General features: G+C 68.5%; 16 protein-coding genes, 3 tRNA genes and 3 pseudogenes. 17 read left to right on the top strand and 5 right to left on the bottom strand.

Going from position 1 to position 18,898, the window contains the following annotated elements; genetic code table 11:
- Window positions 1-111: 111 nt before the first annotated feature.
- On the top strand, window positions 112-555 hold the full coding sequence (locus CYFUS_RS23615; RefSeq protein ID WP_232537730.1) for a nuclear transport factor 2 family protein: 444 nt from the start codon (window positions 112-114) through the stop codon (window positions 553-555).
- Window positions 556-557: 2 nt separating this feature from the next.
- Window positions 558-1,412 (top strand): ergot alkaloid biosynthesis protein, encoded by an 855-nt coding sequence (locus tag CYFUS_RS23620; RefSeq protein WP_095987285.1) that lies wholly within the window; start codon window positions 558-560, stop codon window positions 1,410-1,412.
- Window positions 1,413-1,419: 7 nt separating this feature from the next.
- On the opposite strand, the gene CYFUS_RS23625 is transcribed toward CYFUS_RS23620, so the two are convergent.
- Complete coding sequence (locus tag CYFUS_RS23625) at window positions 1,420-2,148, bottom strand: FKBP-type peptidyl-prolyl cis-trans isomerase (protein ID WP_420042701.1); 729 nt, start codon at window positions 2,146-2,148, stop codon at window positions 1,420-1,422.
- A gap of 176 nt (window positions 2,149-2,324) precedes the next feature.
- Between CYFUS_RS23625 and CYFUS_RS23630 the strand changes: the two genes are divergently transcribed.
- The 15 genes and pseudogenes from CYFUS_RS23630 to CYFUS_RS23700 all read left to right on the top strand — a co-directional run bounded on the left by CYFUS_RS23630 (window position 2,325) and on the right by CYFUS_RS23700 (window position 14,242).
- Window positions 2,325-2,663, top strand: coding sequence for a PilZ domain-containing protein (locus CYFUS_RS23630; protein WP_095987287.1), 339 nt, complete (start codon window positions 2,325-2,327; stop codon window positions 2,661-2,663).
- A gap of 97 nt (window positions 2,664-2,760) precedes the next feature.
- The gene (locus CYFUS_RS23635; RefSeq protein WP_232537731.1) at window positions 2,761-3,558 is read left to right on the top strand and encodes a hypothetical protein; all 798 of its coding nucleotides are present in this window, start codon (window positions 2,761-2,763) and stop codon (window positions 3,556-3,558) included.
- A 57-nt stretch (window positions 3,559-3,615) separates the two neighbouring features.
- Window positions 3,616-3,969, top strand: a complete 354-nt coding sequence (locus CYFUS_RS23640) for a PEGA domain-containing protein (RefSeq protein WP_095987289.1) — start codon at window positions 3,616-3,618, stop codon at window positions 3,967-3,969.
- Window positions 3,970-4,082: 113 nt separating this feature from the next.
- Window positions 4,083-5,255 (top strand): AI-2E family transporter, encoded by a 1,173-nt coding sequence (locus CYFUS_RS23645; protein WP_095992185.1) that lies wholly within the window; start codon window positions 4,083-4,085, stop codon window positions 5,253-5,255.
- A 91-nt stretch (window positions 5,256-5,346) separates the two neighbouring features.
- Window positions 5,347-6,075: a uracil-DNA glycosylase gene (locus CYFUS_RS23650; protein WP_095987290.1), complete on the top strand. Its 729-nt coding sequence runs from the start codon at window positions 5,347-5,349 to the stop codon at window positions 6,073-6,075.
- 61 nt (window positions 6,076-6,136) lie between these two features.
- Window positions 6,137-6,208, top strand: a tRNA-Val gene (locus tag CYFUS_RS23655).
- A 75-nt stretch (window positions 6,209-6,283) separates the two neighbouring features.
- On the top strand, window positions 6,284-8,212 hold the full coding sequence (gene thrS, locus CYFUS_RS23660) for a threonine--tRNA ligase (protein WP_095987291.1): 1,929 nt from the start codon (window positions 6,284-6,286) through the stop codon (window positions 8,210-8,212).
- Window positions 8,213-8,334: 122 nt separating this feature from the next.
- Window positions 8,335-8,847: pseudogene (infC, locus tag CYFUS_RS54005) on the top strand (translation initiation factor IF-3); the annotation flags it as partial.
- Between the two features lie 276 nt (window positions 8,848-9,123).
- A complete protein-coding gene (gene rpmI, locus CYFUS_RS23670; RefSeq protein WP_002620693.1) occupies window positions 9,124-9,333 on the top strand; it encodes a 50S ribosomal protein L35 in 210 nt (69 codons plus the stop codon).
- Between the two features lie 98 nt (window positions 9,334-9,431).
- Window positions 9,432-9,779, top strand: coding sequence for a 50S ribosomal protein L20 (gene rplT, locus CYFUS_RS23675; protein WP_002620694.1), 348 nt, complete (start codon window positions 9,432-9,434; stop codon window positions 9,777-9,779).
- 132 nt (window positions 9,780-9,911) lie between these two features.
- Window positions 9,912-10,961, top strand: coding sequence for a phenylalanine--tRNA ligase subunit alpha (pheS, locus tag CYFUS_RS23680; RefSeq protein ID WP_095987292.1), 1,050 nt, complete (start codon window positions 9,912-9,914; stop codon window positions 10,959-10,961).
- On the top strand, window positions 10,961-13,372 hold the full coding sequence (gene pheT, locus CYFUS_RS23685; RefSeq protein ID WP_095987293.1) for a phenylalanine--tRNA ligase subunit beta: 2,412 nt from the start codon (window positions 10,961-10,963) through the stop codon (window positions 13,370-13,372). Before pheS ends, pheT begins: the two co-directional genes overlap by 1 nt.
- Window positions 13,373-13,474: 102 nt before the next feature.
- Window positions 13,475-13,747 (top strand): annotated as a pseudogene (locus tag CYFUS_RS23690) (integration host factor subunit alpha); the annotation flags it as partial.
- Window positions 13,748-14,014: 267 nt separating this feature from the next.
- Window positions 14,015-14,091 (top strand) — tRNA-Pro (locus tag CYFUS_RS23695).
- 74 nt (window positions 14,092-14,165) lie between these two features.
- Window positions 14,166-14,242 (top strand) — tRNA-Asp (locus CYFUS_RS23700).
- Between the two features lie 113 nt (window positions 14,243-14,355).
- On the opposite strand, the pseudogene CYFUS_RS52865 reads toward CYFUS_RS23700, so the two are convergent.
- From CYFUS_RS52865 to CYFUS_RS23720, 4 genes and pseudogenes are all read right to left on the bottom strand, one after another.
- A pseudogene (locus tag CYFUS_RS52865) lies at window positions 14,356-15,103 on the bottom strand (DUF5953 family protein).
- A gap of 1 nt (window position 15,104) precedes the next feature.
- Window positions 15,105-15,317 (bottom strand): DUF6310 domain-containing protein, encoded by a 213-nt coding sequence (locus CYFUS_RS51775; RefSeq protein WP_095987294.1) that lies wholly within the window; start codon window positions 15,315-15,317, stop codon window positions 15,105-15,107.
- A gap of 151 nt (window positions 15,318-15,468) precedes the next feature.
- Window positions 15,469-16,908: a hypothetical protein gene (locus tag CYFUS_RS23715; RefSeq protein WP_095987295.1), complete on the bottom strand. Its 1,440-nt coding sequence runs from the start codon at window positions 16,906-16,908 to the stop codon at window positions 15,469-15,471.
- An 82-nt stretch (window positions 16,909-16,990) separates the two neighbouring features.
- Complete coding sequence (locus CYFUS_RS23720) at window positions 16,991-18,676, bottom strand: invertase recombinase-like protein (RefSeq protein WP_095987296.1); 1,686 nt, start codon at window positions 18,674-18,676, stop codon at window positions 16,991-16,993.
- Window positions 18,677-18,898 lie beyond the last annotated feature (222 nt).

An 18,898-nucleotide genomic window follows, 5' to 3' on the forward strand; every position in this document is an offset into this window, starting at 1 on the left:
TGGTCTTCACGTTACGACGATACGCTTGCGTTCCATCGTCCACTGCCCTATTTATACGTCGGAACGCAGCCGTTCCAACGTGAAGTCGCGAAGGGGAGAGAAACCATGTGGATGAGTCACCAGGAAGACGCGCTCCAGAACCCCAACATCCGGCTGTTCGTGTCGGGCTACCGGGCCCTGCTCGACGGGAATGCCGAGGGCTTCGTGGACATGTGGGCCGAGGACGGCTCGCTGGATTTCCCCTATGCCCCCCCGGGCTTCCCCCAGCGGCTCGACGACAAGGCGGCCATCCGTGAGCACTTGCGGAGGTTCCCCGAGATGCTGCGCATCGACCGCCTCAGCGAGCCGGTCTTCCATCAGTCCCAGGATCCGCGGGTGCTCATCGCGGAGTTCTCCTGCGAGGGGCAGGCCGTGGCCACCGGCAGGCCGTACAACCAGAAGTACATCTCGGTGGTCGAGTTCCGGGATGGGCGGATCGTGAAGTACCGGGACTACTGGAACCCGGTGATCGCGCTGCGGGCCATGGCCATTCCCTTGGACACCAAGGAGGGATGACGATGAGCAAGCCTGGGATTCTCGTGACGGGTGGTACGGGCAAGACGGGTGGCCGCGTGGTCCGGCGGCTGAAGGAGCTGGGTTGGCCGGTGCGTCTGGCCAGCCGCTCGGGGAGCGCGCCCGAGGGAGTCGAGGCTGTGCGCTTCGACTGGAACCAACCGGAGGGCCACGCCCGCGCGCTGGACGGCGTGGAGCGCGTCTACCTGGTCGCGCCGGTGGGAGACACGGATCCGCTGCCGATCATGTCGGCGTTCGTCGAGCGGGCGCGCGCGGCGGGGGTGCGCCGGTTCGTGTTGCTCAGCGCCTCGTCGTTGCCGGAGGGTGGACCGGCCATGGGCGGCGTGCACCGGTTGTTGCGCGAGACCGCGCCGGAGTGGACCGTGCTGCGCCCCTCGTGGTTCATGCAGAACTTCTCCGAGGGGCAGCACCAGGCCACCTTGCGAGATGAAGGGGCGCTGTACTCGGCGACGGGCGAGGGACGCGTGCCCTTCATCGACGCCGACGACATCGCGGAGGTGGGCGTCCGGGCGCTCATCGACGAGCAGGCGCACAACACGGCGCACCTGCTGACGGGGCCTCGCGCGCTGAGCTACGCGGAAGCGGCGGGCATCATCGGCGCCGCGCTGGGCCGGCCCGTGCGCCACGTCAACCTGTCGGAAGAGGCGCTCGCCGAGCGCTGGAGCCGCCTGGGAATGGCGCGGGACTACGCCGCGCTGCTGGCGTCCATGGATGGAGCCATTGCCCGGGGGGCGGAGGATCGGACGACCGCCACCGTCGAGCAGGTGACGGGGCGGCCTCCGAGGGATTTCGTGGACTTCGCCCGGGCCTCGGTGTCGGCCTGGCGCGGGCAGGGATGAGCCGTGGCTACTTCTTGGGCTCGGGCGTGGCGCGCGGCACGTCGGCGCCCTGACCGCCGATGCCCAGCAGCTCCACCTCGAACACCAGGGTGGCGTTGGGCGGGATGGTGGGAGGCGAGCCCTGCTCCCCGTAGGCCTGCTTGGCGGGGCACACGAGCTGCGCCTTGCCGCCCACCTTCAGCTTCTGCACGCCCTCGGTCCAGCAGGGGATGACGCCGTTGAGGGGGAACTCGGCCGGCTCGCCGCGCTTGTAGGAGCTGTCGAACTCCGTGCCGTTGGTGAGCGTGCCGCGGTAGTTGACCTTCACGGTGTCGGTCGCCTTGGGGCTCGCGCCGGTGCCCGCCTTGAGCTCCTTGAAGATGATGCCGGAGGGCAGCTTCACGGCGCCCTTCTCCTTGGCGGCGTCCTCCAGGAACTTCTGGCCGACCTTCTCCTGCCGGCCCTTGGCGAGCGCCTGCAGCTTGGGCCCGTACGTGTCCAGGTCCACCGCGGGCTTGGCGTTGGTGAGCGAGTCCGTCAGGCCCTTCTTGACGATCTCGATCTCCGCCGGGCTCAGGTCGAAGATCTTGATGCTCCGGCCGATCGACAGCCCGAGCGCGTAGATCGCCTTGTCATCCTCCGTCTTGAGCGAAGCCGAGGACGAGGAGGCCGGGGCCGGAGCCGGAGCCGGGGCCTGCGCCAGGGCCTGCATTCCAGTGAAACCGATGACCGCCGCTGCCAGTACACCCAATCGCATGTGGGAATCCGCCTTTCGAAGAGCGGCGTGAAACATAGGCGCGTCCGCGTATTCCTGCTGACCGTTTTCTTGCGGCTTGTCCGGATGCTCCTACCCTCGCGGGCAGTGCGCTGCAGGCAGGAAGCGGCCTGTAGCGGTGTCTGTCCCCGGAGTGGTGCCACCGGAAGGGTGTGACGATGAGCGACAAGCGGAAGAACGCGCGGGTTCCCCTCGACATCTACCTGAACAAGTACATGTCGGGTGTGCCGTACATGGTGCACGCCAGCGACATCAGTCAGGAGGGCGTGAGTCTGGGACGCCTCATCGAGCCCGAGCAGTCCGCCAGTCGGGTGGGGTTGCAGTTCCAGCTCCCCGGCTCCGAGGAAGTCATCTACGCCGAGGGCGAGGTGGTGCGCGAGTGGGTGGAGGCCAGTCCTCGTCCGCACGAGCGCTCGGGCGTGCGCTTCACGCTGCTCACCTCGCGGCACCGGCAGATGATCGACGAGTACGTGTCGCGCGGCACGCGAGGCCACTGAGCCACGCGTTCCCCGATTGCTCCCTGATTGCTCCGTTGAAGGGCGGCCGGACGAGCCGCCTTGACCGGGTGGGGAGCACGCCGTTGAATCCCGGGCCATGCGAAGCGCAGCGTGGTGGAGTCGCGGGTGGCGGGTGCTGGGAGTGCTCGGGGTGTGGGCGCCCTTGTCGGTGCTGGCCGCGGGTGGGAGCGTGGATTGGCAGCGGCAGGTGCTCCGGGTGACGGGCAATGGCCCCCCGGACGTGAAGGCCAGCAATCCGGCGCAGGCGAGGTTGGGGGCGGAGCGCTCGGCGAAGGAGCACGCCCTGGCCGACTTGATGGAGCTGGTGAAGGGTGTGCCGCTGCGCTCGGACCGGACCGTGGGTGAGGAGATGGCCCGGGAGGAAACGCACCGCCGGATCGAGGAGGTGCTGCGCGGCCAGCAGGTCGTCCGCAAGCGCTACTACTCCGACGGGGGCGTGCAGTGGGACGTGGAGGTGCCCTTGGGCGCGCTCACCCAGGTGCTCGTCACGCCGGAGCCGGAGACGAAACCCTCCGAGCGGAGCACGGAGTCCCCGGCCAAGGCGAGCAAGGCCACGGGGCTGGTGGTGGATGCGCGCAAGCTGGGGATGACCCCGGTGCTGGCGCCCCGGTTGATCGACGCGGCCTCGGGCGAGCGGCTCTATGGTCTGGCGTCACTGGACGCGGAGGCGCGCAAAATCACGGGCGTGGCGGGGTTCTTCCAGCGCCTGGAGGACGCGCGCAAGGCGGGGAGGGTGGGCGCGAAGCCGCTCGTCATCGAGGCGGCGCGGCTCGAGGGCTCGGATCTCCAGCTCGGGCCGGACGCGGTGAAGAAGCTGGGGGATCTCGAGCCGCGGCTGCTGGCCGAGGGCCGGGTGGCGATCCTCATTCAATAGGAGGGAGCGCGGATGCGGGCAGCGGGTGGGTGGTGGAGGCGCGGGTGGAGAGGGGCCGTGTGGGTGTGCGGGCTGGGGCTCGGGTGTGCGTCGGGTCCCGGGGCGGTGCAGTCCCCGACGGTGGATCGGGCGCGCGAGATGCTGCGGACCGGACGGGCGCGTGGAGGCAACCTGGTGTTGCGGTGCGAGCCCGGGGACGCGGACGTGTACCTGGATGGGGTCGCCCAGGGCTTCTGCTCGGACTTCGGGGACGCCCAGGGGGGGTTGCACGTGGGCGAGGGCCTGCACCGCGTCGACGTGAAGAAGGACGGCTACTGGCCCTACACCACGTACTACGAGCCCGGCCGGGCCCGGGCGGCGTTGACCATCCAGCTGCGGGAGAGGGCGCCGGGGGGTGGGCAGTCCCCGTGAGCCGCCCGGGCGCGCTTCCGGTGTAGCTTCGGGGTCACGGCTCGCCTGGAAGGGTGGGCAAGAAGAGAAGGGGTGCGGTCATCGGACGCAACAAGAGAGGCAAGGCGCAGGCGGTGAAGGCGCCCGTGGCCCCGAGGGCGGTAGAGACTCCGGCGGAACCGGCGCTGAAGGTGGTCCGGAGCGAGCCCGAGGCCCTGCTGTCGGAAGCCGAGGCCCGGCGGGTGGACTTCGTCTGGTCGGCGGTGATGGTGGGCGTGCTGGGGCTGGTGTTCGCGCTGCTCTCGGTCTTCGGCGGAGTGGCGGTCCCGGTGCTGCTGGCGCTGGGCACGGCCTATGTGCTCAACCCCGTCGTCACGGGCCTGGAGCGCCGGGGGATTGATCGGACGTGGGGGACGAGCGCGGTGTTCGCCGCGTGCACGCTGGCGACTGCCGGAGGGGTGCTCTACCTGGTGCCCGTCTTCCGGGACGAGGCCGCGAAGCTGCCGGAGTTCTTCGTGCGGGCGAGCTCGCAGGTGGTGCCCCAGGTGGAGTCGTTGTTGGGCCATCCCCTGCCGGATCTGCTCCAGCAGCGCATGACGGAGCTGGGCGGACGGGCGTCGGAGCTGTTGCAGAGCGCGGGACCCACCGCGGCGCGGCTGGTGGCGAGTTTCGCGGGCAACACGGCGCGCTTCGTGACCACGCTGCTGGGGCTGTTGGTGGTGCCGGTGCTGGCCTTCTTCTTCCTGCAGGACTACCCCCGGCTGGTGGAGCTGGTGCGCGGGTTGGTGCCCCGCCGGGCGGAGCGGCTGGTGAGCCAGCGCTTCTCCGAGGTGGATGACGTGCTGTCGGCCTTCGTGCGCGGACAGGTGACGGTGGGGGCGATCCTGTCGGTGCTCTACAGCGTGGGGCTGGGGTTCGCGCGCATCGACATGGCGATCGTCATCGGGGTGATCGCGGGCTTTGGCAACATGGTGCCCTACCTGGGCACGGGCGTGGGCGTGGTGCTGGCGCTGCTGGGGGTGATGCTGTCCTGGCAGGGCGCGTGGCAGCTCGCCGTCGTGGTGGGCACGTTCGTGGTGGGGCAGATGGCCGAGGGCTTCATCATCACGCCGCGCGTCGTGGGCGACAAGGTGGGCCTGTCCTCGATGGCCGTCATCATCGCCATCCTGGCGTTTGGCGAGCTGTTCGGCTTCACCGGCATCCTGCTCGCGGTGCCCACGACGGCCATCCTCAAGGTGGTGCTGAGCGTGGTGGTGGAGCGCTACCAGAAGACGTCCGTCTATACGGGCGAGAAGCCCACCCCCTGAATCCCGGGCCCGGTAGCGGGCAACGGAGCCGGGGGGGTTGGCGCCTGGGGGGGAGGGGAGCTAGGCAAGGGGCGTGGCGAAGCGCGAAGCAATGGAGCGGGACGTGGCGGGCCTCGGGCTCCTTCATGAGGAAATCATCGCCTGCCGGGCCTGTCCCCGGCTGGTGGAGTGGCGGGAGAAGATCGCCCGGGAGAAGCGCCGGGCCTACCGGGACTGGACGTACTGGGGCCGGGCGGTGCCGGGGTTTGGAGATCCCCGGGCGGGCATGGTCATCGTGGGACTGGCGCCCGCGGCGCATGGTGCCAACCGGACGGGCCGGTACTTCACGGGGGACCGGTCGGGAGAGTTCCTGTTCGCCGGGCTGCACCGGGCGGGGTTCGCCAATCAGCCCCGGAGCGACCACCGCGACGACGGGCTGGAGCTGACCGGGGCCTTCATCTCCGCGCCCTGCCGGTGCGCGCCTCCCGACAACAAGCCCCTGCCGGAGGAGCTGGTGCGCTGCACGCCCTTCTTCGACCGGGAGCTGGCCCTGCTGCCCGTCCGGGTGGTCCTGGCGCTGGGGAGCATCGCCTGGAACGCGACGCTCGCCTGGATGCAGCGCACGGGGGTGGAGCTTCCCTCGCCCCGGCCCGCCTTCGGCCACGGGGCCGAGCTGGCCGTGCCGGGGGCTCCGGTGCTGCTGGGCAGCTACCACGTCAGCCAGCAGAACACCCAGACGGGGCGGCTCACCCCCGCCATGTTCGACGCGGTGACGGCCCGGGCCCGGGTGTTGTTGGCGTCCGCGCGGGAAGAGCGCGCACGCGTGTCGCTGTTTCCTTGACAGCCGAGGGCGCCCCCTGTAATTCCCCGCCCGCCTCGTGACGACGAGTCCCGCGGCGAACGGGTCGTTAGCTCAGCGGTAGAGCACTACCTTGACACGGTAGGGGTCAGTGGTTCGATCCCACTACGACCCACAAGCATCACGGTTTTCAACGCGCGGGCGGCAGGCTGATCAGCCTTGCCGCCCGTGTTCTTTTCCGAGGTCTCCCATGGCGGATCAAATCACGGTGACGCTCCCCGACGGCAGCCAGAAGCAGGCGGCGCGGGGCACGAGCATCGCTGACTTCGTGCGTGAGGGCATTGGGGCGGGCCTGGCCAAGGCCGCGCTCTTCGCGCGGGTGAACGGCGAGGACATGGACTTGTCGCGCCGGCTCGAGTCGGACGTGAAGCTGCAGATCTTCACCTCCAAGAGCCCCGAGGGGTTGGAGCTCATCCGGCACGACGCCGCGCACGTGGTGGCGGCGGTGGTGCAGCGGCTCTATCCCGGCACCCAGGTGACGATCGGCCCGTCCACGGAGGACGGCTTCTACTACGACTTCTTCCGCGACCGGCCCTTCACGCCCGAGGACCTGGAGAAGATCGAGGCGGAGGCCAACAAGGAGATCGCCCAGAACCAGCCCTTCGTGCGCAGCGAGGTCTCCATGGAGGAGGCCATCCAGCTCTTCGAGGGCAAGGGCGAGAAGTTCAAGGTCGAGATCGTCAAGGACATCGCGGCCAAGGGCGCCAAGACGCTCACGCTCTACACCCACGGCGACTGGGTGGACTTCTGTCTCGGGCCCCACGCGCCGAGCACCGGGAAGATCGGCGTCATCAAGCTCATGTCCACGAGCGGTGCCTACTGGCGCGGCGATCATCGCAACCCGATGCTCCAGCGCATCTACGGCACGGCCTTCTTCGACAAGAAGGCGCTCCAGGAGCACCTCAACCGGCTGGAGGAGGCGCGCAAGCGCGACCACCGCAAGCTGGGCAAGGAACTGGATCTCTTCCACTTCCACCAGTTCTCGCCCGGCGGCGCCTTCTGGACCCCCAAGGGCACCACCCTCTACAACACCCTGTCGGCCTTCATGCGCCGGCTGACGACCGACAACGGCTACGTGGAGATCAAGACCCCGCTGCTCTACAACAAGGGCCTGTGGGAGACGAGCGGCCACTGGGGCAAGTACAAGGAGAACATGTTCCTCGTGCTGGACAACGAGAGCGGCGAGCACGACTTCTCGCTCAAGCCGATGAACTGCCCCAGCCACCACCTGTACTACGGCTTCAAGAAGCACAGCTACCGCGACCTGCCCCTGCGCCTGCACACCCAGGACGTACTGCACCGCAACGAGGCGGCCGGCTCGCTGGGCGGCCTCACGCGCGTGCGCCAGTTCGCCCAGGACGACGCCCACATCTACTGCCGCGAGGATCAGATCCCCGACGAGGTGAAGCACTTCGTCCGCATCCTGGATCACGTCTACAAGGCCGTGGGGCTGAGCTACTCGGTGAAGTTGTCCACGCGGCCGGAGAAGCGGCTCGGCGATGACTCGCTGTGGGATCGGGCCGAGGGCGGCCTGAAGAGCGCGCTGGAGAGCCTGGGTCTGCAGTACGAGCTCAAGCCGGGCGATGGCGCCTTCTACGGCCCGAAGATCGACTTCGACGTGTCCGACAGCATCGGCCGCAAGTGGCAGCTGGGCACCATCCAGCTCGACTACCTGGCGCCCGAGCGCTTCGATCTCACCTACGTGGGCGAGGACAACGCCGAGCACCGCCCGGTCGTGCTGCACCGCGCCATCTACGGCTCCTTCGAGCGCTTCATCGCCATCCTCATCGAGCACTTCGCGGGGGCGTTCCCGGCGTGGCTGGCGCCCGTGCAGGTCACGCTCGTCACCGTGGCGGACCGGCAGCTCGACTACGCCCGCCAGGTGCGCGACCGGCTGCGCTCCAAGGGCTACCGGGTGGAACTGGACGAGCGGGGAATCACCCTCAACGCCAAGATCCGCGAGGGTCAGGTGCAGAAGATCCCCTTCACCCTGGTGATCGGCGACAACGAGGTGGAGGCGGGCGCGGTCTCCCCCCGCCGCTACGGCGGAGAGGACCTCAAGAGCATGAAGCTGGAGCTCTTCGAGGCCCTGCTGGAGAAGGAAGCGGCCTGGCCCTGATGTCCTACCTGTCCTCCCTGGAGTCCGGGACCTTCTGAGGGCCCTTGACTCCCGGAGGCTGGCAAGTATCTTGCCCCCCTTCCGAGGGGGGTACCTACTCCCACTAGCTGGAGGACTGTCACATCGCTCGCGACCAAAGAACGAACCGCCGTATTCGCGCTCGCGAGGTCCGCGTTGTAGGACCCGCGGGAGAGCAGCTCGGTGTCCTGTCGATCGAAGCCGCCCTGGAGCGTGCTCAGTCCGAGGGGATGGACCTCGTCGAGGTCAACCCCATGGCCAAGCCGCCGGTCTGCAAGATCATGGACTACGGCAAGTTCAAGTACGAGGAGAAGAAGCGGGCCTCGGAAGCGAAGAAGAAGCAGGTCGTCGTCCATCTGAAGGAAGTCAAGCTCCGCCCGAAGACGGAGGAGCATGACTACGAGTTCAAGGTTCGCAACGTGCGCCGCTTCCTCGAGGAGGGGAACAAGGCCAAGGTCACGATCATGTTCCGTGGCCGTGAGATCACGCACAAGGAACTGGGCTCGGCCATCCTCGACGACGTCATCAAGGACCTGAAGGACGTGGCGGTGGTGGAGCAGATGCCGCGCATGGAAGGGCGGCAGATGTTCATGATCATCGCCCCCAACCCGAAGGTGGCGCAGCGGGCGCGCGAGTTGGCCCGGCAGCAGGCGGCGGCGGCGGAGAAGGCCGAGGCGGCGGGCAAGCCCGCGGCGGGCGGCCCGGCGGGTGGCAAGAAGCCCAGCGATGCTCCGGGAGAAGGCACCCCGGCGGTGGATGCACCGGTGGCCCAGGCGGCCCCCACGGCTCCGGCGGCTCAGTCCGGCGGCGCGAAATAGATGAACCCGGTGGAGGGTCTCTCGAGGCCCGCCACCTCCAGACGGACGTCGAGCGAGAAGGAAGGAAACGGCATCATGCCCAAGTTGAAGACCCGGAGCAGCGCGAAGAAGCGCTTCCACGTGAAGAAGTCCGGCCAGGTGAAGTTCGCCAAGGCCTATGGCAAGCACCTGTTCACCCACGCCAAGAGCCAGAAGCTCAAGCGCGAGCACCGGGGCACGGGTCACCTCCGGGACATGGACGCCAAGAAGGTGCGTCTGGAGCTGTTCCCGTACGGGGCCAACTAGTCGGCAAGCGCAGTCGCAGTCGCAGTGGCAGCAAGAGGGCCCTGACGGTGTGCGAGAGCACCGGGGGTTTTCAAACACCTCGAAGGTAGGAGTGAGTCATGCGCGTCAAAAAAGGATTCAAGGCCCGTCGTCGTCGTAATCGCATTCTGAAGCTGGCCAAGGGCTACCGGGGCCGCCGCAAGAATTGCTACAAGCGGGCCAACCAGGCCGTGGAGCGCGCGCTGGATTACGCCAGCCGTGATCGCGCGCAGCGCAAGCGCAACTTCCGCTCGCTGTGGATCGTCCGCATCAACGCGGCCGCTCGCCTCACGGGCCTGTCGTACTCGCGGCTGATCTCCGGTCTGGCCAAGAACAAGATCGCCCTGGATCGCAAGGTCCTCGCCGATCTGGCCGTGGCGGATCCCGCCGGTTTTGCCGCCGTCGCCAACATCGCGAAGGCGGCCTGAGAAGAAGCGGCAGTGGCGGCGGTCCGGGGTGTTCCCGGGCCGTCCTCCGCTCCTGGAAGTGAACCGGGCTGCCCCTGTGGGCGGCCTTTTTTTTTTGCCCCGGCATGAGCCCGGGGAGGAAGGCGAAGTCCGATGCGAGACCGCTTGCAGTCGCTCGCGGATGCGGCACGGCGCGAGATCTCCGTCGCCTCGGAACCCACCGCGGTGGAGGCGCTCCGGATCCGCTACCTCGGCAAGAAGGGCGAGTTGTCCGGTGTGCTCGGCGGCATGGGCAAGTTGCCCCCCGACGAGCGCCGCGCCCTGGGCGAGGTGGCCAATCAGGTCAAGGCCGAGATCGAGAAGCTGCTCGGCGAGGCCATCCAGCGCGTGGAGGAGGCGGCGCTCGAGAGCGAGCTGCGCGGCCCCAGGCTGGACGTGACGCTGCCCGGGCGCAGCGTCACCCCCGGCAGTCGCCACCCGGTGTCCCGGACGATGGAGGACATCGTCCGCACCTTCCAGCGGCTCGGCTTCGAGGTGGCCCATGGGCCGGAGATCGAGCTGGACTACTTCAACTTCGAGGCGCTCAACCTCCCGAAGGATCACCCCGCGCGCGACATGCAGGACACCTTCTACGTGGACGAGGCCTCGCTCGGCCACGCGAAGAAGGCGGACAGCCCGGTGCTCCTGCGCACGCACACCTCGCCGGTGCAGGTGCGCTTCATGCTCAACCGCAAGCCGCCCATCCGCGCCGTCATGCCGGGCCGCGTCTACCGGCGCGACTCGGACATCACCCACACGCCCATGTTCCACCAGGTGGAGGGGCTGCTCGTGGACAAGGACGTGAGCTTCGCCGAGCTCAAGGGCACCCTGGACGCCTTCGTGAAGGCCTTCTTCGGCTCGGACACGCGCACGCGCTTCCGGCCTTCCTTCTTTCCCTTCACCGAGCCCTCGGCCGAGGTGGACATCTCCTGCACCTCGTGCGGCGGCAAGGGTTGCCGCGTGTGCAAGCAGACCGGCTGGCTGGAGGTGCTCGGCAGCGGCATGGTGCACCCCAACGTCTTCAAGTACAGCGGCTACGACGCCACCGAGGTGACGGGCTACGCGTTCGGCATGGGCGTGGAGCGCATCGCCATGCTGCGCTATCGCATCGATGACCTGCGGATGATGTTCGAGAACGACGCGCGCTTCCTGGAGCAGTTCTGATGAAGATCTCGGTCAAGTGGCTCAAGGACTATGTGGCGCTGCCCGCGGCCGTGGAGGAGCTGGCGCGCAAGTTGACGGCGGTGGGTCTGGAGATCGAGGGCCTGGATCGCCCCGGCGAGGCCCTGCGCGGCGTCGTGGTGGCGCAGATCCAGGAGTCCGTCCAGCACCCCAACGCGGACAAGCTGTCCGTCACCAAGGTGGACCTGGGCGGCCCGGAGAAGCTCCAGGTGGTGTGCGGCGCCAAGAACTTCAAGGTCGGGGACAAGGTGCCCCTGGCCACCCTCGGCACGAAGCTGCCCAATGGCGTGGAGATCAAGCAGGCTCCGCTGCGCGGCGTGGACAGCTTCGGCATGCTCTGCTCGGCCAAGGAGCTGGGCCTGTCCGAGGAGTCCTCCGGCCTGCTCATCCTCCCGCCGGAGCTCGTGCCCGGCACGCCCATCGCCGAGGCGCTCGGGGTGGATGACGTGGTGCTGGAGGTGAACGTCACCCCCAACCGGCCCGATGCCCTGTCCCACCTGGGCGTGGCGCGCGAGGTGGCCGTGGCCACGGGCTCGCCCCTGAAGCTTCCCGAGCCCCGGCTCGCGGAGTCCGGCGAGCCCGCCTCCAGCAAGATCAAGGTGCGCATCGAGGACCCCGTGCGCTGCCCGCGCTACGCGGCCCGCGTCATCGAGAACGTGAAGATCGGCCCCTCGCCCCAGTGGCTCCAGGACCGGCTCAAGGCGTGCGGCGTGCGCCCCATCAGCAACGTGGTGGACGTGACGAACTTCGTCCTCCTGGAGTACGGCCAGCCCCTGCACGCCTTCGACCTGGCCAAGGTGGCGGGCCAGGAGATCATCGTCCGCACCGCTCGGCCCGGCGAGAAGATGACCACGCTGGATGGCAAGCAGCGCGCGCTGGATGCCGAGGATCTGCTCGTCTGTGACCGCGACCGGGCCCAGGCCCTGGCCGGAGTGATGGGCGGCGAGGACAGCGAGGTGAGCGCGAGCACCACCCGCGTGGTGCTGGAGTCCGCCCACTTCCAGCCCTCGAGCATCCGCCGCTCCTCCAAGCGCCATGGCCTGCACACCGAGGCCTCGCACCGCTTCGAGCGCGGGGCGGACCTGGATGCCGTCGTGCCCGCGGTGGATCGGGCCGCGGCGCTCATCGCCGAGCTGGCCGGTGGCACGGTGGCGCCGGGCCGCGTGGACGTGTACCCCCAGCCCCAGCCGCTGCGCCGGGTGTCCATGCGCTATGGCCGGGTGGAGAAGGTGCTCGGCGTGGCCATCGCCGAGGCGGACTGCCGGCGCATTCTCGGCACCCTGGGCTTCAAGGCCGTGGAGGAGGGGAGCGGGCAGACGACCTTCGAGGTGCCCCGCGCCCGCGTGGACGTGGAGCGGGAGGAGGACCTCTTCGAGGAACTCGCCCGCGTCCACGGCTACGACAACATCCCCGCGAAGCTGCCGCGCGGCCTCGCCGAGCTGGCCCCCGAGCCGCCCGCCACCGAGGCCGAGCGCCGCGCCCGTCAGGCACTCGCCGGAGCGGGGTTGAGCGAGGTGGTGAACTACTCCTTCGTGATGCCGCGCGTGCTGGAGGCCCTCGGGGGCAAGGAGCAGCCGGTGGCGCTGCTCAACCCGCTGAGCGTCGAGCAGTCGGTGATGCGCACGAGCCTGTTGCCCGGCCTGCTGGAGAACCTCTCACGCAGCGTGCGGCACCAGGTGGACACCGTGTTCGTGTACGAGATGGGACGGGCCTACCTGCGCGACCCCGCCGGCGGCCAGGGTCAGCAGCCGGCCGCGCGAGAGGTGCCTCGTCTGGCGGGCCTGTGCTGGGGCCTGCGTGGTGGCCGCACCTGGACCCAGAAGGACGCGAGGGCGGACTTCTACGACGCCAAGGGCGCCGTGGAGGGGGTGCTGCACGCGCTCCATGTGGACGGAGTCCGCTTCGTCCCCGCGGAGGCCCCGGCGTACCATCCGCGCGCCTGTGCCCGGGTGGAGCTGGCCGACGGCACGGTGCTCGGCCATGTGGGCGAGCTGCACCCGCGTGTGACCAAGGCCCTGGAGCTGCCTCGGGACGTCTTCGCCTTCGAGCTGGACACGGGGCCGCTCTATGCCGCCGCCCGGCTCGTGCCCGCCTGGGGGGGCCTGCCTCGCTTCCCGGCGGTGCTGCGGGACCTGGCCGTGGTGGTGCCCCTGGAGCTGCCCAACGACGAGGTCCGTCGGGTCATCCTCGAGGTCGGCGGGCCGCTGGTGGAGGACGCGCTCGTCTTCGACGTCTACACGGGCAAGCCCATCCCCGAGGGACGCAAGAACCTGGCGTACGCCATCCGCTACCGCTCGCCCGAGCGCACCCTCACCGACGCGGAGGTGGGCACCGCCCACCAGCGCATCATCGCCGAGGTCAACCAGCGCCTGGGCGGCGCCCTGCGCGCCTGAGAACGCGAAAAACCTGAGTGAAACCGGTGGGTTGACAGTCGTTGGGGAAGACTGTCACAGTCCGCCGGGTTCACCCCGGAAGAGGGACGCGAAGGCACGCGCATGACCAAGGCGGACATCATCGAGGGCGTCTACGAGAAGGTCGGCTTCTCCAAGAAGGAGTCGGCGGAGATCGTGGAACTCGTCTTCGACACCTTCAAGGAAACGCTCGAGCGGGGGGACAAGATCAAGATCTCGGGCTTCGGCAACTTCCAGGTGCGCCAGAAGAAGGCGCGCGTGGGCCGCAACCCGCAGACGGGCAAGGAGATCGAGATCTCGGCGCGCCGGGTGCTGACCTTCCGGCCGAGCGCGGTGCTCAAGGCGGCGCTCAACGGCGAGCAGATTCCGGAGAACCACTCCGAGCTGGACGCCGCCGAGGAGGCCGCCGCCGACGCCGCCGAGGCCGCCGGGTTGGATCCCGAGGACATGGACGAGGAGTTCGAGGGGCTCGAGCCCGTGAAGGTGTCGCGGGCGGAATGAAGGCGAAAGCCGGGTGATTTTTTCGAGGGCTGCCCGATCTCTTTCTTGACCTGAAGATGGGGTAGGGGCATAAGGCAGCCCATCTCGCCGACGCCGAAAGGCACCGCGCGGGAGACAGCACAACGGGGCGTAGCGCAGCCTGGTAGCGCACTTGCTTGGGGTGCAAGTGGTCGCAGGTTCAAATCCTGTCGCCCCGACCATCGAAGACCCTGGAGTCTGGCTTCACGGTGGACTCCAGGGTCTTCATCTTCCCCATCGGGAAGGCAGTCGTTGTGGGGAGTTAGTTCAGTTGGTTAGAACGCCGGCCTGTCACGCCGGAGGCCACGGGTTCAAGTCCCGTACTCCTCGCCAAAGAAGCCCAGCAATCCTCCGGGGTTGCTGGGCTTTTTCTTTGCCCGCGTGTGCCCTCGGCGTGCCCCTTCGGCGCTTCGGACCGGAGCGGCATGGAGCTGGCGCACAGGTGCTCAAGGGGTGGAGCGCCCGCCAATCTCCGGGAAGCGCTCGTAGGCCCGTTTGAGCGCGTCCAGGTGAGCGGGGTGGCGCATCGGTGAGCCTGACAACCCACCCGCCCGTCGCGGTGCGCCGTGAGCGTGACAGCAGCTCCGCGTCGCGGGCCGGGTCCGGAAAGCCGATGGCCCGTGCGGCAGCGGGCGACCAGTAGTTCAGCCACCCGAGGCGATGCGGAATCTCTGGCGAGCGCATGGCACTGGGGGACCTGATCACCGGCAGGCCACGGGGAGGCGGCTCCAGGTCGTCTGGCCGATTCTTCGTCTGGCGTGCAATGTCCACCCCCGCGCTGAACGGCGTCGCGTGCCCCCAGAACGCGCGTGCTTCCTCCGCCACAGCCTCTAGCAAAGCCGCCGCAGCCGCGATGCCGTCCGCGGACAGAGGCACTGACACATGGAATTCAAACTGTGCCCGACCGCCAGGAGACATCCCCGCCGGTTTCCCCCATCCCATTACTCTCACTCGGAAGTTGTCATCGATGCTGCGCAGAGTCGGAAACTCCCCGCGCTTACTCTCACGGGCAACGAGTGCATCACGATCCTGTAACGGAACAAGTTGTCCCTCGTCAGAAATCATAAGCCCGATGCACAAACCAGGAACTGCGCGTTCCATTCCATGAACAACAGCCAATGGACGGCCATCATTGACCGCAAGCGCAGGCGCGTAGACGATCATGGTCATCTGGTCTTTTTGTGTGGCGGACATTTCAGCACCAATCCATGAGGACGATAACGCCCTGAAGTTGCGGTTCCTCGATTTCCAGCATGGCCTTGTGAGTGGCGCTTCGCACGCCGACCTGGAAGTCAAATACCGTCTGGCGGCGAGGAGCCCTGAGCGCGTACTCCGTCAGGCTGTCAGTTCTTCGATGTGGCGTCTGTGCTCGTTCGAAAAGCTGTCGGCGGAACTTGTTGGTCTCCATGCGACCGAAGGCAACTCCAATCTTTTAAGGCAATGGCCAAGGGCGGCATTGGCCTCGCCAACAATGAGCTTCAGCGCCATGACGACATCGTGATTGCGATACTTCGAATCCAGGGGGGAGTCCCACTGCCGCGGCGGGCGCCGCGCGGGGATCAGGGCCGCTCGAGCCGGCGCCAGCGTCCGGCGTGCGCCGTCTCGCGCCAGGTGTCGAAGGGCTCGGGCGGCGTGCCCTCGCCGAAGACGAGCACGGTGTCGAACCACTGGCGCTGCTCCAGGGTGGCGGCGCGCACGTCGCTCACCGGCGCCTGACCGGGCAGGGCGTGCACCGGGTGGTGCCTGGCATCCGTGAAGAAGTCATGGCCCACGCCGCCCCGGGTGGCGGTGAGCCACTGCCCCAGGTGCGCCAGGTAGATGTGGCGGCTGCCCAGCACGGTGGCGCCCACCAGGGACAAGTAGCCGTTGCGCCCCGGTGGCCCACCGGCCATCACCTCGTCGAGGCCCTCCACCGCCCGGGCGAAGCGCTCGTGGAAGACGGCCGTCTCGCCCAGGGAGAACAGGCTCAGCAGGACGAGGCCCGCGCGCAGGGCCCGGGGCAGCACGCGCCAGTCCACCATCAAGAGCGAGCACATGCCCGCGAGCACCGGCAGCCGCACACTCACGAGGAAGATGCCCGAGAGCGTCTTGGGGGTGACGAGGTAGAGCGCCACGAGCGCGAGGAAGGCCATGGCCGGGGCGGCGGGCTCCTCGCGCCGGCGGCGCAGCCAGTACACCCCGAAGGCGAGCGTCACCAGCAGCGGCCCCACGGCCGCGAGCCAGCCCTCGGGCTGGTACGTCTTGAAGAACCAGTTGATGTGCGAGGCGGCGTTGTACTCGGTCACCGGCCAGTCGCCGGGGGTGACGGCCCGGGTGGCCATGCTCCAGGCCTTGGGCAAGGAGAGCAGCACGGGCAGTCCCATGCTCACGGCGAGCCCCTGGATGCGCGCGCGCCACGGTCGCCCACTCAACGCCACCGCCGCCATGGCCACGCTGATCGCCGCGAACGCCACCAGGTGGGACAGGAAGGTGGCCGCCGCGAGGAGGTTCACCCAGATGAACCTCCTGGGGCTCGGAGCCTCGAGCGCCCGGACGAAGGCGGCGAGGGTGAGGAAGGCGAGGGACTGGGCGAACAGCCCGGAGAGCAGGCCGTACCAGTACGACAGGTTGAAGGCGAGGGGCAGGCCCACGAGGAGCACCGCGTCCGAGCGCCGCCAGGCGCGCACCAGGGCGAGGTGGGACACGGGGTAGAGCATCAGCGCGAGCCACAGGCCCACCCGCACGGCCACCGCGCCGTTGGTGACGATCGCCAGGGGCAACAGCAGCCAGTAGATGAGGCCATAGCCCCACGGGAAGTGCACGCCATACACCGCGCGCACGGCGGGATCTCCCCGGAGCGCGAGCCTCAGGGTCTCCAACTGGGCGCCATGCGCGGCCAGATCCACGCAGGGCGGAGACCCCGCGACGCACCATGAGGCGAAGAGGCCCCACAGCGCGAAGAGGAGTGGAAGGTGCCAGCGCCGCGCGGAGGCAGAACCGCACGGGGGAGCAGAGAGCATGACGCCTCTTACCCGGCTTCCACGAGGCGGCGAAGTCCGAGTAGGAGGTTCCGGGGAGGCGCATGCCTCTCACGCGGGCCTGCTAGTCCTTCGTGCAGACCACGTCGTCCACCTGGAGGTGGTCGCGGTCCGCCACGCTGCGGCCGGGGTAGAAGAACAGGCGCCAGTCACGCACGTTGCCGGTGAAGCGGAAGAACACCGGCTCCCAGGCATCGCTGTCCACCGTGATGAAGTCCGTCTGAGGGCTCCAGCCGGCGCTCGAGTAGATGCGGTGGCGGATGGTGCCGTGGCCCCTCACCCGGTACGAGCAGGAGTAGTTGCCGGTCGGCACGTTGAACTTCTGGAGCGTGAAGCGTTCGGCGACCTGGATGGGGACGACGAACTGGAGCGCACGCGAGCCTCCGTGCACCGCCTGCGTGTAGGGCACGAGGCGCGAGGGCTTGATCTCCGAGCCCGGATCCGCGACGCCGTTGTCCAGCCCGTACCAGTAGTCGGGAATGTACGGGGTGCCGTAGTACGGAATGGGCGTGTTGCTCCAGTTCTCGAAGCCGCCGTTGCGGATGATGTTCGCGGGGTGCTCGGCGGAGACACAGCGACGGGTCGCCGGGTCGCAGGCGGGCAGGTCGCCGCGGCAGTCGTAGGTGGTGAAGCAGGCCCCAGGGGACAGCTCGCACACGCCCGTCGTGGGGTTGCAGCTCGTCGCCGGGTTGTTGCAGACGACGCCCGCGCAGGGGTCGCCTTCCACGCAGAGGTGCGAGGCGGTATCACAGACGGGCGTCTGCGGAGTGCCGGCGCAATCCGCATGGCGGACGCAGCGGTCCGCCGCGGTCACGCACGTGTGGGACGCATCGCAGGTCTGCCACTCGCTGCACTGGGTGGCGTTGTTGCAGCGGCCGGAGAGCGGCTCACAGGTCGCGGTGGCGTTCACGCAGCGCTCCCATGACTGGCAGCTGACCATGTCACACGGCTCCGGGGCGCGGGCGCAGCGCACGTCGTCGATGATCAGGTGGTCGCTCCGGGTGTTCCGGAGGCTGAAGACGAACTCGAAGGTGTCGTAGACGGGGTTGGCGAGGTTGAAGGCGTACGACACCCGGGTCCAGTCCTGGGTCTCGACCGTGGTGTAGCTCGAGTACGAGGAGTAATCGGTGTCGAAGAAGGCGTTGCGGATCTCACCGGAGCCCCGCACCTGGTAGGTGCAGGAGTAGCGGCCGGCGGGCATGGACTTCGCGACGGTGGTGAAGCGCTTGTGCGTGCCCGTGTCATTGATCAGCCGGGCCGCGTTGAGGCCCTGGTAGGGATTCGTCGTCACCTTCTGCACCGCGTCGCTGGTGAGGTTCGACTTGCTGCCCAGCCACTGGGAGGGAAGCGCGCCGGGCCATTCCTCGAAGCTCCAGTTGTCGAGGACGCTCGTCCCGGCGTCGGAGCCCGCATCGGGCGTCTCCGTGCCCGCGTCCGGCGTCTCGGTCCCCGAATCAGGCGTCCCGGTGCCCGCATCCGGAACCTCGGTGCCAGCGTCCGGAGTCTCCGTGCCCGAGTCCGGGGTCCCAGTGCCAGAGTCCGGAGTCTCGGTGCCCGAGTCGGGCGTCTCCGTCCCGGAGTCCGGAGGCTCCGAGCCTGAATCCGGCACTTCGGTGCCAGCATCCGGCTGCTGCGTGCCCGCGTCCGGTCGTGGCTGACCGGAATCAGGGGGCCCTTCTGGATCCGTCGAATCACCGCAGGCGGTCAGCAGGACCATCAGCGACGTCAGGCATACTCGGAACAACTTCACAGCAAACCTCCAGCTTCAAAGGAACGAGTTCTACCTAGCATCTCCGATAAGCCTGAAATAGTTCAATGTCGGAGGAATGCAAAGACTCGGTGTCAGAAGCGTCCTTCTGATTCGGTACAGTCAGGTAAGAAGTGACAAAGCAGAACAACCTGCCGCAGGTGCCCCCGGGTATGAGCATCCGTCCGCCAGTCACTGGCGCGAAGGAGGCCTTCCATGGGTCGT

The sequence above is a fragment of the Cystobacter fuscus genome, assembly GCF_002305875.1.
In the GTDB taxonomy this organism is placed as follows: domain Bacteria; phylum Myxococcota; class Myxococcia; order Myxococcales; family Myxococcaceae; genus Cystobacter; species Cystobacter fuscus_A.

Coding starts and splice junctions, on each gene's coding strand:
- CYFUS_RS23615 (WP_232537730.1), top strand. CDS start 112: ATGAGTCACCAGGAAGACGCGCTCCAGAACCCCAACATCCGGCTGTTC.
- CYFUS_RS23620 (WP_095987285.1), top strand. CDS start 558: ATGAGCAAGCCTGGGATTCTCGTGACGGGTGGTACGGGCAAGACGGGT.
- CYFUS_RS23625 (WP_420042701.1), bottom strand. CDS start 2,148: ATGCGATTGGGTGTACTGGCAGCGGCGGTCATCGGTTTCACTGGAATG.
- CYFUS_RS23630 (WP_095987287.1), top strand. CDS start 2,325: ATGAGCGACAAGCGGAAGAACGCGCGGGTTCCCCTCGACATCTACCTG.
- CYFUS_RS23635 (WP_232537731.1), top strand. CDS start 2,761: ATGCGAAGCGCAGCGTGGTGGAGTCGCGGGTGGCGGGTGCTGGGAGTG.
- CYFUS_RS23650 (WP_095987290.1), top strand. CDS start 5,347: ATGGAGCGGGACGTGGCGGGCCTCGGGCTCCTTCATGAGGAAATCATC.
- thrS (WP_095987291.1), top strand. CDS start 6,284: ATGGCGGATCAAATCACGGTGACGCTCCCCGACGGCAGCCAGAAGCAG.
- rpmI (WP_002620693.1), top strand. CDS start 9,124: ATGCCCAAGTTGAAGACCCGGAGCAGCGCGAAGAAGCGCTTCCACGTG.
- rplT (WP_002620694.1), top strand. CDS start 9,432: ATGCGCGTCAAAAAAGGATTCAAGGCCCGTCGTCGTCGTAATCGCATT.
- pheS (WP_095987292.1), top strand. CDS start 9,912: ATGCGAGACCGCTTGCAGTCGCTCGCGGATGCGGCACGGCGCGAGATC.
- pheT (WP_095987293.1), top strand. CDS start 10,961: ATGAAGATCTCGGTCAAGTGGCTCAAGGACTATGTGGCGCTGCCCGCG.
- CYFUS_RS51775 (WP_095987294.1), bottom strand. CDS start 15,317: ATGGAGACCAACAAGTTCCGCCGACAGCTTTTCGAACGAGCACAGACG.
- CYFUS_RS23715 (WP_095987295.1), bottom strand. CDS start 16,908: ATGCTCTCTGCTCCCCCGTGCGGTTCTGCCTCCGCGCGGCGCTGGCAC.